Origin of the sequence: Methylobacterium amylolyticum (assembly GCF_030700245.1) — a bacterium.
Classification (GTDB): Bacteria; Pseudomonadota; Alphaproteobacteria; order Rhizobiales; family Beijerinckiaceae; genus Methylobacterium.
In genome coordinates, this window is sequence record NZ_JAUYZI010000021.1 from 51,470 (window position 1) to 63,812 (window position 12,343).

Annotated in this window: 14 protein-coding genes and 1 pseudogene; 9 read left to right on the forward strand and 6 right to left on the reverse strand. The window is 65.3% G+C overall.

Annotated elements, in window-relative coordinates:
• Nucleotides 1-8: 8 nt before the first annotated feature.
• The 3 genes from Q8W71_RS16055 (at nucleotide 9) to Q8W71_RS16065 (ending at nucleotide 2,653) form a co-directional block, all read left to right on the forward strand.
• The gene (locus Q8W71_RS16055; protein WP_305526393.1) at nucleotides 9-554 is read left to right on the forward strand and encodes a hypothetical protein; all 546 of its coding nucleotides are present in this window, start codon (nucleotides 9-11) and stop codon (nucleotides 552-554) included.
• Between the two features lie 560 nt (nucleotides 555-1,114).
• The gene (locus Q8W71_RS16060) at nucleotides 1,115-2,113 is read left to right on the forward strand and encodes an asparaginase (protein WP_305526394.1); all 999 of its coding nucleotides are present in this window, start codon (nucleotides 1,115-1,117) and stop codon (nucleotides 2,111-2,113) included.
• A 12-nt stretch (nucleotides 2,114-2,125) separates the two neighbouring features.
• The gene (locus Q8W71_RS16065) at nucleotides 2,126-2,653 is read left to right on the forward strand and encodes an isochorismatase family protein (protein WP_305526395.1); all 528 of its coding nucleotides are present in this window, start codon (nucleotides 2,126-2,128) and stop codon (nucleotides 2,651-2,653) included.
• 128 nt (nucleotides 2,654-2,781) lie between these two features.
• Here the strand turns inward: Q8W71_RS16065 and Q8W71_RS16070 are convergent, their stop codons facing one another.
• From Q8W71_RS16070 to Q8W71_RS16085, 4 genes and pseudogenes are all read right to left on the reverse strand, one after another.
• Complete coding sequence (locus Q8W71_RS16070) at nucleotides 2,782-3,399, reverse strand: sigma-70 family RNA polymerase sigma factor (protein ID WP_305526396.1); 618 nt, start codon at nucleotides 3,397-3,399, stop codon at nucleotides 2,782-2,784.
• Nucleotides 3,396-3,626, reverse strand: a complete 231-nt coding sequence (locus Q8W71_RS16075; protein WP_305526397.1) for a NepR family anti-sigma factor — start codon at nucleotides 3,624-3,626, stop codon at nucleotides 3,396-3,398. Before Q8W71_RS16075 ends, Q8W71_RS16070 begins: the two co-directional genes overlap by 4 nt.
• Before the next feature lie 395 nt (nucleotides 3,627-4,021).
• A pseudogene (locus Q8W71_RS16080) lies at nucleotides 4,022-4,198 on the reverse strand (SOS response-associated peptidase); the annotation flags it as partial.
• A gap of 4 nt (nucleotides 4,199-4,202) precedes the next feature.
• A complete protein-coding gene (locus tag Q8W71_RS16085; RefSeq protein ID WP_305526398.1) occupies nucleotides 4,203-4,448 on the reverse strand; it encodes a hypothetical protein in 246 nt (81 codons plus the stop codon).
• A gap of 103 nt (nucleotides 4,449-4,551) precedes the next feature.
• On the opposite strand from Q8W71_RS16085, the gene Q8W71_RS16090 reads away from it, so the two are divergent.
• Both Q8W71_RS16090 and Q8W71_RS16095 read left to right on the forward strand, forming a co-directional pair.
• Nucleotides 4,552-4,905: a BRO-N domain-containing protein gene (locus Q8W71_RS16090; RefSeq protein ID WP_305526399.1), complete on the forward strand. Its 354-nt coding sequence runs from the start codon at nucleotides 4,552-4,554 to the stop codon at nucleotides 4,903-4,905.
• A 487-nt stretch (nucleotides 4,906-5,392) separates the two neighbouring features.
• Entirely contained in the window at nucleotides 5,393-6,100 is a 708-nt protein-coding gene (locus Q8W71_RS16095) for a hypothetical protein (RefSeq protein ID WP_305526400.1), read from the forward strand.
• A 292-nt stretch (nucleotides 6,101-6,392) separates the two neighbouring features.
• On the opposite strand, the gene Q8W71_RS16100 is transcribed toward Q8W71_RS16095, so the two are convergent.
• Nucleotides 6,393-6,959 carry a hypothetical protein gene (locus Q8W71_RS16100; protein WP_305526401.1) on the reverse strand — a complete coding sequence of 189 codons (567 nt, stop codon included), beginning with the start codon at nucleotides 6,957-6,959 and terminating at the stop codon, nucleotides 6,393-6,395.
• 145 nt (nucleotides 6,960-7,104) lie between these two features.
• Between Q8W71_RS16100 and Q8W71_RS16105 the strand changes: the two genes are divergently transcribed.
• Nucleotides 7,105-7,746: a recombinase family protein gene (locus Q8W71_RS16105; RefSeq protein ID WP_305526402.1), complete on the forward strand. Its 642-nt coding sequence runs from the start codon at nucleotides 7,105-7,107 to the stop codon at nucleotides 7,744-7,746.
• Nucleotides 7,747-7,770: 24 nt separating this feature from the next.
• Here the strand turns inward: Q8W71_RS16105 and Q8W71_RS16110 are convergent, their stop codons facing one another.
• Nucleotides 7,771-8,382, reverse strand: a complete 612-nt coding sequence (locus Q8W71_RS16110; RefSeq protein ID WP_305526403.1) for a plasmid pRiA4b ORF-3 family protein — start codon at nucleotides 8,380-8,382, stop codon at nucleotides 7,771-7,773.
• Between the two features lie 230 nt (nucleotides 8,383-8,612).
• Between Q8W71_RS16110 and Q8W71_RS16115 the strand changes: the two genes are divergently transcribed.
• The 3 genes from Q8W71_RS16115 (at nucleotide 8,613) to Q8W71_RS16125 (ending at nucleotide 12,139) form a co-directional block, all read left to right on the forward strand.
• Nucleotides 8,613-9,953 carry a hypothetical protein gene (locus Q8W71_RS16115; protein ID WP_305526404.1) on the forward strand — a complete coding sequence of 447 codons (1,341 nt, stop codon included), beginning with the start codon at nucleotides 8,613-8,615 and terminating at the stop codon, nucleotides 9,951-9,953.
• 437 nt (nucleotides 9,954-10,390) lie between these two features.
• Nucleotides 10,391-10,597 carry a hypothetical protein gene (locus Q8W71_RS16120; RefSeq protein WP_305526405.1) on the forward strand — a complete coding sequence of 69 codons (207 nt, stop codon included), beginning with the start codon at nucleotides 10,391-10,393 and terminating at the stop codon, nucleotides 10,595-10,597.
• Nucleotides 10,598-10,795: 198 nt separating this feature from the next.
• Nucleotides 10,796-12,139 carry a hypothetical protein gene (locus Q8W71_RS16125; RefSeq protein ID WP_305526406.1) on the forward strand — a complete coding sequence of 448 codons (1,344 nt, stop codon included), beginning with the start codon at nucleotides 10,796-10,798 and terminating at the stop codon, nucleotides 12,137-12,139.
• The last annotated feature ends 204 nt before the right edge of the window (nucleotides 12,140-12,343 follow it).

Here is a 12,343-nt window from a genome sequence, read left to right on the forward strand (position 1 = left end):
AGCACGCCATGAGCACGATCGCGTCCACATCCGCCGCGCAGGCCTACGCGCAGCGCTCCCCCCAGTCGCCGCACGGCGCGCCGAGCGCGATCGATCCGAGTCTCTCCGCCGACAGCGCCGGATCCGCCGAGAGCGGCGCCTCCGAGGGCACCGGGGCGGCGCGGGCCCGGCTCGACCCGGCGTCGATGAAGGACCGGATCGACGGCCTGATCGCCGATCAGGTCGACGGCGGCAGCCTGACGCGCGATCAGGCCGACGCGCTGGAGACCCTGTTCGCCGGTCACGCCCGCAGCACCGCCGCGTCGGACGCGGCCGGCGGCCCGTCCGGCCCCGGCGCGCCGCCGCCCGACCCGGATACCGCCGACGCGGCGTCGGGCCCGCCGTCCGGCGGCGGGTCGTCGGCCGGCACCGCGGGCGGTTCCTCGGCGAGCGACCTGCTGGCGACGTTCATCCAGCAGCTTCAGGCGGCGCAGGCGGGCGGCGCCGGATACGGGGCGAGCGGCGCCACCGACACCGGCCGCACCTCCGCCCTGCTGTTCGACTTCCGGAGCTGATCGGGCCGGCCCGCGCTTCGCCCGCCGATTCCCGCCCGTCCTGCCCGCAGCCCAGCATCGCCTTCGACCCCCGAAAGCCGCTCCGCGGGGACGGTGCCCGACCGCGCGCGCCGCTGCGCTCGCGCCGCCATGCGGCGACGGGCCTCGACGCGGGCGCCGGCTGTGCGCGGGAACCGTTCCCGATCGCGTTGCGGTACGGTCCACGACAGTTCGAGTTTGCGTCGGCCGATCCCACCAACCCCCCTCATCCTGAGGCGCCGGAGCGTAGCGGAGGCCTCGAAGGAGCCCTCCAGCCAGCCGCGCGATCCCTGGAGCCCTCCTTCGAGGCCCGCTCGCGCGGGCACCTCAGGATGCGGTGGAGGGTTGGGGATGAGGTGGAGGGTCGGAAACACCCCTCGGCTCGCCGCCTCGTGTCCCGTGGCATTGCGATCGGGAACGGCTCCGAGCGTCTGTCGTGACGCGCGCTCTTTCACCGAACCGGCATCCCCTTCGGCGCAGAGCGCTCTATGTCGGGGCGCGGCGCGCGCCGCGACGGTCCTGCCATCCCCCCGGGAGATACCATGACGGCGAAGCCGAAGGTCGCGTTCATCGGCACGGGCGGGACGATCGCGTCGCTCGGCCGCGACACCCTGGACATCCTCGACTACACCGCCACCGACCGGCGCCTGGAGGCCGACGCGATCGTGGCGACGGTGCCGGAGCTGGCGCGCGTGGCCGATGTGGTGCCGGTGCCGTTCCGGGCGGTGCCGAGCCCGGCGATCGGGTTCACCGAATGGCGCGACCTCGTCCGGCTGTGCGAGCGGCTCGCCGCCGAGCACCCGGATCTCGCCGGCATCGTGATCGGCCACGGCACCGCGACCCTGGAGGAGACCGCCTACGCGCTGAGCCTGACGCTCACCGTCGCGATCCCGGTGGTGCTCGTGGGCGCGCAGCGGCCGATGAGCGCCCTGTCGACCGATGCCGGGCTCAACCTCGTGGCCGCGGTTCGGGTCGCGGCGGCGCCGGCGTCCCGCGGGCGCGGGGTGCTCGTGGTGCTCAACGACGAGATCCAGGCGGCGCGGGAGGTGACCAAGACCTCGGTGGCGCGGCTCCAGACCTTCCGCACGCCGGATTTCGGGGTGCTCGGCCAGGTCGACGGCGCCGACGTGCGCTATTACCGGCGCTCCGAGCGGACGCCGCCGCGCATGGCCTTCGACATCCGGACGCTCGACGCCCTGCCGCGGGTCGACGTGTCCTACGCCTGCGCCGATGCCGACGGCACCGCGGTGCGGGCGTTCCGGGCGGCCGGGGCGCGGGGGCTCGTCTCTGCCGGCCTCGCCCCCGGCATGGCGCCGCCGGCCGAGGCCGACGCCCTCGCCGAGGCGGTCCGGGCGGGCGTGGTGGTGGTGATGTCGACCCGGGCGGGCAGCGGCGTGGTGCCGCTCACCACCCGGCTCGCCGATCGCGGGATCCTCAGCGCCGACAACCTCACGCCGCAGAAGGCCCGGATCCTGCTCGCGCTGGCGCTGACCGTCACGGAGGAGCCCGAGGCGGTGGCCCGGCTCTTCGCCAAGTATTGAGGAGGCCCCGCCATGCCGCTGGTCGACCCCGCCCGCTCCCTCCTCCTCGTCGTCGACATGCAGGCCCGGCTGATGGCCGCGATCGACGCGGCGGAGGCGGTGATCGCCAACGCCCGCCGCCTGGTCGAGGCGGCGGGCCTGCTCGGCGTGCCGATCCTGCGCACCGAGCAGAACCCGGCCGGCCTCGGCCCGACGCTGCCGGAGCTGGCGGCCGGGACGGCGGTGGCGAAGATGGCCTTCGACGCCACCCGGGCCGCGGGGGTGCTCGACGCGCTGCCGGAGGGGCACGATGTGATCGCCACGGGCTGCGAGGCGCATATCTGCGTGCTGCAGACGGTGGTCGGGCTGCGGGCGGCCGGCCGCCGGGTGTTCGCGGTGCGCGACGCGGTCGGCTCGCGCCGGCGCGAGAGCGTCGAGGCCGGGCTCGCGCGGATGGCCGCCCACGGGGCCGAGATCGTCACCGCCGAGATGGTCGTGTTCGAGTGGCTCGCCTCCGCCGAGCACCCGCGCTTCCGCGAGGCCGTGAAGCTGATCAAGTAGCGGGCGGCGACACCGCGCGAGGCCCGGATTCCGAACGGGCGCGCCCTCGCGCGGGTGCGGGCGGAGCCCGCGAACCCGTCGGGTTCTCACCCCGACACCCCACCGAAGGGCGGGGCGCTTCGGAAACCCTATCCCCGGCGATCCTCGAGGGCGGCGCGGGTCGCCGCGTCGGTGCCGACGTCGCCGCCGCCCTGCATGCCCAGCGCCTCGATCAGGCGGACGCGGGCGCGGCTGACCCGGCTCTTGATGGTGCCGACCGCGACCCCGCAGATCTCGGCCGCCTCCTCGTAGGTGAAGCTCTGGGCGCCGACGAGGACCAGCGCCTCGCGCTGGGCGTGCGGCAACTGGTTCAGGGCGCCCTGGAACTGCGCCATCTCCACCCGCACCTCCTGCTCGGGCAGGACGGCGAGGCGGCCCGCGAGCGCGCCGTCGGCGTCCTCCACCTCCCGGCGGCGCTTGCGCTGCTCCGAGTAGAACAGGTTGCGCAGGATGGTGAACAGCCACGCGGTCAGGTTGGTGCCGCGGCGGAAGCTGTCGGCCTTCACCCACGCGCGCACCAGGGTGTCCTGGACGAGGTCGTCCGAGCGGTCGAGATCGTAGGTCAGCGAGAAGGCGAAGGCCCGCAGCGCCGGGATCGCCCCGAGCAGGAGGTCGCGCATCTCGGCGTCGGCGCCGGGGGGCGTGCCCGCGGGCGGTTCGGCGGGCGCGCCCGGGGGGGCGTCGGCGGGGGCGGCGTGCATCATCATCGCGGGGCCTCCCTGTCGGTCGTCGCGGCGAGATCGTCGAGGAGGGCCTTCAGATGGTCCGGGACCGGCAGGGCGAGGACCGACGCGTAGTGCAGCCGCAGGCCGCGGCCGATGCGGGCGCGGGCGGCGGCATCGAGCGGGCGCCGCGCCGGTCCGGCCGGGGCCGCGACGGCGGCGTCCTGGCCGGCGCGATCCTGCTCCTCCGCTGCGTCGGGATTCTTCGCCATGCTCCCCACCGTGAGACGGACGGTGCGGCCGGGCCGGGATCGGGATGATCGGACCGGCCGCGCGTCCTTGAGGCGGCGCTGGTAGGAGCCGGGCGTTTAATCCGTTCTGAATTCCGTATTCATCGAATTTTAATCCGCGCGCGGACGCGGTACTACGGCCAAGATTGTCCCAGTCGGCCCGGCCCTGCCGGCGAAAGCTTGGCCTTATCTTGCGCGGGCGGGCGCTGGTGCGGGTGCGGCCAATCGAGCGGTCGGCGTTTCGCGGTCGGCTGTCGTGGTGCCGGTGGAGAGGATCGAACTCTCTAACCGCTCAAGCTAAGTTGCTGATCTAAATTGGATTTGCGGCGGATTGAACGGGCCGATGTGTAGCAGTTCCGTGGGGCAGCCTCAAGGTGTCAGATCCCATCCTTCCGCTCCCCTCGAGCGACTTCCTTCCTCTCCTCGTCCGGAAGCGGCCGTTGCAATTTCAGGGCCTCTGCGGTGGGCGCCTTCAACCACGTCGCCCACTCCTCCGGCTTGGTCAGCAGCACCGGCATGGCCTTCGGGTGGATCGGACCCACGATGCCTCTTGCCCTGTCACCGGGCCGGTGCCGGGGACCGCTGTTCGGTCGGTGCGGCCTGCGGGTCAGGGTTCTGCGGCACGGGGGTGCCCGTCCCGGGTTGGCCTGAGGCCGGCGGGTTCTGCCCCTCGGAAAGAGTCTGGTTGACTTGGGTCTGGAGCTTGTCCGCGGTCTCCTGGCCTATCAGCCCGTAGGACACGGCAGCCGCCAGCGCCACGGTGACGACGGCCCCGATGAGCGCGCGCTTGAGCTTGATCGGCATCGTCTCGGTCCCCGCCCGCGCACACGGCGCGACAGCTTCAGAACAGCGGCCCACCCGGACGGGTTCACGCGGCCGGGCCCATCACGAACCGAGAGGATCACCCATGCACCACGATGCGCACGCCCCCGCAGCTCTGCGGACGCTCAATTTCCGCCCCGGCATCAGCGGCTTGCCGCGGGCGTTCAGGGTCCGCGCGATGCAGTGGCGGGGCGTTCTGTGGCTGGTGGCGAAGGATGCGGGCGCGGCCATCGGCTGGCACCCGGACACGTTCAGGCACCGCCGCGGGGTGACCCTGACGGGGGACGCCTGGAGCTATGCCACGGTGCCGACTGCCCGAGGGGCACACATGATGGCGGTGGTGTCCCTGCCGACCCTGGGGGTGATGCTGAAGGGCACTGAGGCGCAGCAGGCTAGAGCGTTTGGCCGGTGGCTATCGGAGCCTAGGGGCGTGGTTTGATGCGTTGTCAGGGGTGAGATGTCCCTCACCATCGAGCATCTTTGCACCCGTGGATAGTTATTTGAGCATGACACCACACCTTGATGCTTGGATCAATGCCCCGTTCAGGCGGCTTTTGGCTGCATAGACTATCTATAAACCTTAGTCGATAAGCGCGGCCGTTCACAACGACGGCGGGAAACGCCAAAGGGAATGACCATGCTCTTCAAGTTGCTTGGGGCCGAGGTAGAGACCGCACACGAGACGCTCTTCGTGGCCCTGCCGGGGATCGGGGAACTATGGATCGAGACCTGCGGCCGTGTCCGGGGGCGGCGTTGGGCCGACTACATGGCTGAGGGCGGGAGCCTGATCCTGTACCTCGGCAGGACGCACATCGTGTTCAGCCCCGCGCGTTCGGCGCCTCTTATGAGCGTGGCTTAACCCACTGTCATAAGTGGCATTTTGCTTCTTCGGACCACTAGGACAACCCGGCTGAAAGGCAGCTCCCATGACTCATGTCACGATCACTCCCGAACTTCATTCCGAATTGTTGGTTCAGGTGGATCGCATAGAAAAACATGTCAGCAACGACCGCATGAAATTGCGCGGTCTGAGAAAAGGAACAGAGGGTCATACTCAGCTTCAGAACGAAATACGCCGCATGGCTCGCCAGACCAACATATTTCGGAAACAGATCGCTCATCTTGCCAGCGGAAGCGCCACGAAAGAGGAAGAAGAGGCGTTCACGCGAATAGTTTGCGAATTCATTCGTGACAATCAGCAGCGGCATCGAGAGAGTATGAGCCGATGGTGCAAGAAAATGATTGGTGAGGAGATGGTAGTTCCCTTGCCAGACGGTGGGAGGGCGCCAGCTTGGGAGCTGTGGTTGGCCCAAATCCTATCTACACAGCCTGACGCCAATTATCTTACAGACGAATCCGTGAGAATATCACAGATCTACCAAGATTATGCGCCGAACGTACCTCACACCGAACGTTTTCAGCGAGCCTTTCGGACCGCGCTTAGGGGTATCGATCTCGCCGTTGAGGGCGATCAATTCGATGCAGACGATATGACCGTGCTTATGATTTTGAACGGTCTTTGCACAGAAGATTTTACGATAAATGAGGTGGAATATGGTCCGTTGGTGCTCCTGAATGCTGACACGATCCGCAGGTTAGGCGCTAAACCGGGCAGCAGCACATTGGTGCACTGACACCATTGGCTAAATCATTACCTGTCCAGTGTCACCGTCCCGCCTCCCCGTCGATACCTCTGGCCGATCCACGTCAGCGAGTTCGCTGCCTTGGTCGTCAAGGTGTCCCTGATGGAGGAGGCGGGACGGCGGAACTTGGTGCAGGACGCGGCCCCACGCGGGTTCACTCACCGTGCAAGGCTCACGGGAGAACGGCTCCGGGGGGAGAATAGTCGCAAAAAAAATCTGAGCCGGCATCGACATAACTCGCGGGCACAGTGTCCCCCTTGGCCCCCTCCCGAGCCCTGTGACATCATGGCTGCTTATTATTCTCTCGCATGTACTCTTTCTGTCTTGCCTCGATGCTCTCCAATTTTGCGGCATAATCCCAGATCGGGCGTGCGGCCTTGGCTCTGTGCTTGGTGCGTAGATCCGATGCTAAGCGCCAAGCCTCTAGCCCACGTTCCATTGCTTCAGTTTCGACCGAGGCGCCAAGTGCACCTTCGTTGAGCCACGCTGTATCGGAGATCACGCTCTGACTTTTAGAAACTCTGTTGCGGAAAGCTAAGGCGCGCTCCGCTAGATCTCTATCGAGGGCCAGCCAACCTTCTTGGTCCGGTGGAAACTCAGCAAGGGCTGGTAGCTTCGTCGTCCATCTCGGGTAAGCATGGTCAGGCGAGCACGGGGCGTTCTCATTGACCGCGATCAAATCGCAGGATGCCGATGCGAAAGCCTCTAGCGTCACGGCCAAACGAAGCGCGAGGTAGCTCGCTTGCGCTGATTGCTTCCGCCAGTCTCGAAACGCCGGAATGACAGCTTGGATGATGGCTGACCCGATGCCAGCGCCGATGATCGTCTGGAATGTAGCCGATAGGTCCACTGTCGGTCACCTTTCCCGATAATTGTCCGCATGGGTATGCCGTAGCGGACAGCGGCCCGAGTGACTGGAGCGCTGTCCGTAAGGGTTGACATCGACATACGGACACGTTTCTATACGAACATCATCCTTTCGGACAGGTGTCGCCGTGCCTCAGACCGTCCTCTACGCCCGCGTCTCCACCACCGAACAAACCCTCGCGCACCAGCGCAAGCAGGCGGAGGCGGCAGGCTTCGCCATCGACGAGGTGGTGGCGGACGAGGGTGTGTCCGGGCTCACCACGGTCCTCCGAGAACGCCCGCAGGGGCGTCGTCTGTTCGACATGCTCCGGCGCGGGGACGTGCTTGTGGTGCGATGGGTGGACCGCCTTGGACGGAACTACACGGACGTGTGCGACACCATCCGCGAATTGATGCGCCGGGGTGTCATCGTCCGCACCGTCATCAACGGTCTCACCTTCGATGGGGCGACCACCGACCCGATGCAGCAGGCCGTGCGGGACGCGCTCATCGGCTTCATGGCCGCGACAGCACAGGCCCAGGCCGAGGCCACGAAGGAAGCCCAGCGGGCCGGCATCGACCACGCCAGGGCCCGTGAGGACGCCTACAGGGGCCGCAAGCCCAGCTTCACCCGCGTGCAATTCGACGCCGTTCGGGATGCGCTGGGGCAGGGGACAGGGGTCAGCGAGATCGCGACGGCCACCGGCTTGAGCCGGCAGACGGTCTACCGCATCCGGGACAACGCGGTCGAGGCGGAGGCCGCTCTCGCACGCTGGGGTGCCGCGGCCTGACAGGTCGGGTGAGCGCGAAGCCGTCTATTGCTCCAGCCCCCGGCTCCTGGCGAAGGCCGCCTTGCCGAGGGTCCGGCGTCTGGCCAGCTTGGCCATTTTCTCGGTGATGATCTCGACCGGAACTAACTCGGGGTCGAACGGGCCGCCGTACCACGCCAGCATCGCCTTATGCTCACGATGGCGGGGCTTGGTGACCGCCTTCTCGAACTCCTCGAAACCCAACGTGCCGCCCACGTCTTCCGGTGGGGCGCGTCTGGCACCGTAGAGGAACCGGGGATACTCGACGGCCGGGTCAGCCGGGCCGATGGCCTCGACCCTCACGGTGTGTTGCCAGTTGTCTCCGAAGTCGTAGACGTAGGCGAACGTCTCGGCTCCGTCCTCCAGCACCGTGCCGAGCTTGGTGGTCTTGGCGTTACGGGTGTTCGGGTCGGGCCATTCGAGGTCGGGCAGCGCGTACCGGTGATCCCCGGAGCGGAAGGCGAACAGATGGTAGTCCTCGAACGGCATGGCCGCCTGGATCACCTCGTGCAGCCCTTTCAGGGTCATCGTCAGCGGCACCTCGACGGTGCGCCAGACGGCCGGCATGCTGTCGTCCAAGGTGATGCGCAGCCGGGCGATGCGGTCCACGTAGCTCATGGCGGCACGATAGGCGGTCCGCGGGGCCTGTCGAGCGAGACCGCTGACGGTGCCCTGGGTGATTTCCCGGACCACTAGGAGAAAGGACCGGCTGCGTGTGGGGCGATAAGGGCCACCGCTAGGAGAAACACGCCCGCGTTCGCGACCGGGTGTATCAGTCTATTTCGGCATCTCCCCGTGCCCCTTCGCGCCCGCCTGCCGGGCACCTTCACCTTCCCAGGATCATTACCATGCCCGCACCGTCAGAGCGTGCACCCGAGAGGTGCGCGCCGAACAACCATGCCCGCTACCCGTGGCTCGACGAGTGGATGGGGGCTGCTACGCCGCGCCTCTGTCGTCTGGTCGAGGAGGCCACCGCCTTCGTCGCCCAGCATGAGCGCGAGACCGATCCCCGGCAGAGGCAACGCCGCCCCGCCGACCACGCCAAGCACCTGACCGCGATCGAAGTCACCACCGCGAACCTCGTGCACACCGTTTTGAGCCCCCAGGAGGGCCGCAGGGCTGTCCTCACCGGTAACCCCGAGGGTGGCCGCACCCGCTACGACAACCCGGCGATGGGCAAGCCCTACAGGCGCCTTCTCGGTGCTCTTGAGGACATCGGCTGGTTGGATCGGCAGGTGGGGTCCCGTGGTCGGGAGGGGCGCTTCGCATCCTCCATCGCGCCGACCCCGGCCTTCCGGGCGAAGGTGATCGAAGCCGGCATCACCCTGACGGACCTCGGCCGGATCGAGGGGGAGGAGGTCATCCTCGCCAAGCGGAAGGAGACCACCGGGGGCGGTGACCTGATCCGGGTGGGCTTGGTGAACTACCCGGAGAGCGAGCAGGCACGGGGACTGCGCGAGACCATGCGGGCGGTGAACGCCTTCGTGGCCGGGGCGGACATCACCTTCCTCGACGATGGCCTCGGGCCGGTGGACACCACCGACCGGGTGCAGCGGCGGCACTTCCTTTGCGCGGCCGGCGACGACCACCTGGGCTTCGACCTCGGCGGGCGCCTCTACGGCGGCGCTTGGCAGAACCTCCCCAAGACCCGGCGCGGGAACCTCAGGATCGAGGGCGAGCCCATCGCGGTCCTCGACTACGCCTCGATGGCACCCCGGCTGGCCTACGCGAGCCTGGGGCTGGAGCCCCCTGAGGGGGACATCTACGCCCTGCCAGGCCTGGACACCCGAGAGGTGCGGCCTGCTGTGAAGGCTAGCTTTAACACCCTGCTTTGCGACCCCTTCACCCGGACGCGGGGTTGGCCCACCGCCGATGAGGGTGACCCGGTGCTACCACGGGGCTGGAGCGTCCCTCGGTTCAGGGATGCCCTCCTGTCCCGCCACCCTCTCCTGGCACCCTGCCTGGGCACCGGGATGGCCCCTCAGCTCCAGAACACGGAGAGCGTGATCCTGATGGAAGTGCTGGTGGAGATGAAGGCCAGGGGCATCCCCGTCCTCAGCCTCCATGACGGCCTGTTCTGTCCGGTCTCCCGGTCAACGGAGGTGGGGAAGGTGATGGGGGTAGCAGCCTCCGATGTCGCTCACGTCACCATCCCGGTGGACGTGAAGGTCCCCCGTGCTGCTGTCTAAGGAACACCCAAACTACCATCTACAAGACCCGTAACTTCTGATGATCTGACAGCCACTTAGCGGACGGCCCGTCAAAGCCGCTCCGGACGCCGCAGGAACCCCGTGACCGCAGCCGGCAGTGGCTTGTCCTCGACACCGTCGAAGCCCGTCAGCGAGCCCCTGAGGCGATCCCAGGGGCATCACAGAACCACCCCACCGCACACGTCCGATCTCCCCCTCAGCGGCTTCCTCCGGGGCGCCGTTCCCGTCCTCATGCGCGAGAGCAACACCATGACCATCATCGAAGAAGACGCCCTGATACGGCACGTCCTCACCAGCACCATGCAGGACGGCTCCCGGTAGTGGGTCAGTTTGAAATCCCACTTGCTTGACCCGCCCTTGGTGACGGCGGGAGCGCGTGGCATGGTCGGGGGATGATAAGGTTCACACTCGCCGTCATGGCAGATGGGCAGGCCGAGCCCCTGCAACGCATCCCCGTTGAGGCGACCGATCTGACTACCGCGATGTTCCGCGCCGGTCAGGCTTTTGATGGCGTCCGCGAGCTGCATCCGACAGCAACGTACATCACGCTCACGGTTGACCCCGATCAGGCGTGGCGGCGCATTGCCGAAGAAGGCCACGACGATCAGTGGCAGGACGCGTGATGACCGCCCCCAAGCGCCCCCGCGACCCCAACCAACTCGCCAAGTTCATCGTGGATGCAGCGACGGGTGTAACTGACCCCGATAGACAGTCTCAAGTTGATCGGCCAAGCTCGCCCGCAACTGAGTTCGCGAGAAGCGGCGGCTTGAAGGGAGGACGGGCGCGGGCCGACAAGCTGTCGGCCGAGGAGCGTTCCGCAATTGCCCGTACAGCCGCCGCCGCACGGTGGCGGAAAGATGACGGCTGAGATTGCAATTCTGAACAAATCTGCCGTCGCTTTGGCTGCAGATAGCGCCGTTAGTATAGGTCAACCACCAAATCTCAAGATATATAATACAGTCAATAAGATATTCGAGCTGAGTTGCTATCATCCAGTTGGCGTTATGATCTATGGCAGACTCGACTATATGGGCTTGCCCTTCGAGTCTATAATAAAGGAATACCGTAATCAGCTTAAGAGAAAATCATTTGATCAGATACAGGGCTACAGAGACGATTTTCTAAATTACATTTCAACAATCGTCCCGTACACAACCGTCGACGAAGAAGATAATGCCTACATGGTCCTGCTTGATCTATTCAGCAGAGCTGAGGCAGAAATCCAACAACTCGTTATTCAAGACGTGATTGCTCGGAACTCTTACCAGAAAAGCAAAGTGAACGGCATAGCGCAAGGCTATATCAATGATCAGATTGCCAAACTCAAGCCGTTGAAATTCGTCAAAGGATCAACGAGCAATAAACTAGCGACAAAATACGATACTATATTTGATGAGTTGACGGCAAAAGTGATGGGGAGCCTTGTCCCGACTGAGACAACTCGCAAAACGCTGCGAGCGTATGCTGGTATGTTCCTAGCAAAAACCGAATTTTCGTCGTATCGGACTGGACTAGTTTTCGCCGGCTTCGGAGACAAAGAACGCTGCCCATCCTTAGAAGCTATCGAAACAGACGGCATCATTAATGGCAGATTAAAGTACGTCGGCAAAGAGAGTATTGATATTGGCAGAAGACCGCCGCAAGCTGATATACTCGGCTTTGCTCAAGACGACATGATGAAGAGCTTTCTTGACGGCGCCGACCCATCGGTGAAAAAATACTTTGACGACTTGATTGGCGACATTATTACCGAGACATCGCGAGAGGTGCTAAACGCAATGCTCAACAACAAAACAAAAGTCGATCAAACCCTTGTGTCTATGGCACCGGTCATATCGAAGATGCAAGGAGACTACATAAAGAAGACAGATGACTACATTAAAAAGTATTCCTCAGCACCAATTAAGGACATGATACGCCTGATGCCGAGGCAAGAGATGTCGACGCTGGCGTCATCTTTGATCGAGATCACATCCCTCAAGCGAAAAGTCACTCGTCAACAGGAAACTGTTGGCGGCGAGGTCGACGTTGCGATAATATCTAAATCGGAGGGATTCGTTTGGGTCAAGCGTAAGCATTATTTCCCAGCGGAGTTGAACCAGAGGTTTTTCGCACGACATTACAACTCTGGAACGGAGGACCGCGATGCGCCAGAAGGAAAGTGATCGCCCTTTCCCGAAAATTAGCGAGCGCGATGAACGCGTTATGCCGTCATCGTTCGTTCAGCCACCGGCTCTCACTCCTACCGAGGCCGCTCGTCTGGCGTCCCGGGAGGTCACGGCCAAGTACCGGGACGAGCTTCGAGATGCCATAGCCAAAGCGACCCATGATGCTTGACTGACAAGCACAAGGGTCATATTGTCGGAGGG

Coding starts and splice junctions, on each gene's coding strand:
- Q8W71_RS16055 (WP_305526393.1), top strand. CDS start 9: ATGAGCACGATCGCGTCCACATCCGCCGCGCAGGCCTACGCGCAGCGC.
- Q8W71_RS16060 (WP_305526394.1), top strand. CDS start 1,115: ATGACGGCGAAGCCGAAGGTCGCGTTCATCGGCACGGGCGGGACGATC.
- Q8W71_RS16065 (WP_305526395.1), top strand. CDS start 2,126: ATGCCGCTGGTCGACCCCGCCCGCTCCCTCCTCCTCGTCGTCGACATG.
- Q8W71_RS16070 (WP_305526396.1), bottom strand. CDS start 3,399: ATGATGATGCACGCCGCCCCCGCCGACGCCCCCCCGGGCGCGCCCGCC.
- Q8W71_RS16075 (WP_305526397.1), bottom strand. CDS start 3,626: ATGGCGAAGAATCCCGACGCAGCGGAGGAGCAGGATCGCGCCGGCCAG.
- Q8W71_RS16085 (WP_305526398.1), bottom strand. CDS start 4,448: ATGCCGATCAAGCTCAAGCGCGCGCTCATCGGGGCCGTCGTCACCGTG.
- Q8W71_RS16090 (WP_305526399.1), top strand. CDS start 4,552: ATGCACCACGATGCGCACGCCCCCGCAGCTCTGCGGACGCTCAATTTC.
- Q8W71_RS16095 (WP_305526400.1), top strand. CDS start 5,393: ATGACTCATGTCACGATCACTCCCGAACTTCATTCCGAATTGTTGGTT.
- Q8W71_RS16110 (WP_305526403.1), bottom strand. CDS start 8,382: ATGAGCTACGTGGACCGCATCGCCCGGCTGCGCATCACCTTGGACGAC.
- Q8W71_RS16115 (WP_305526404.1), top strand. CDS start 8,613: ATGCCCGCACCGTCAGAGCGTGCACCCGAGAGGTGCGCGCCGAACAAC.
- Q8W71_RS16120 (WP_305526405.1), top strand. CDS start 10,391: ATGGCAGATGGGCAGGCCGAGCCCCTGCAACGCATCCCCGTTGAGGCG.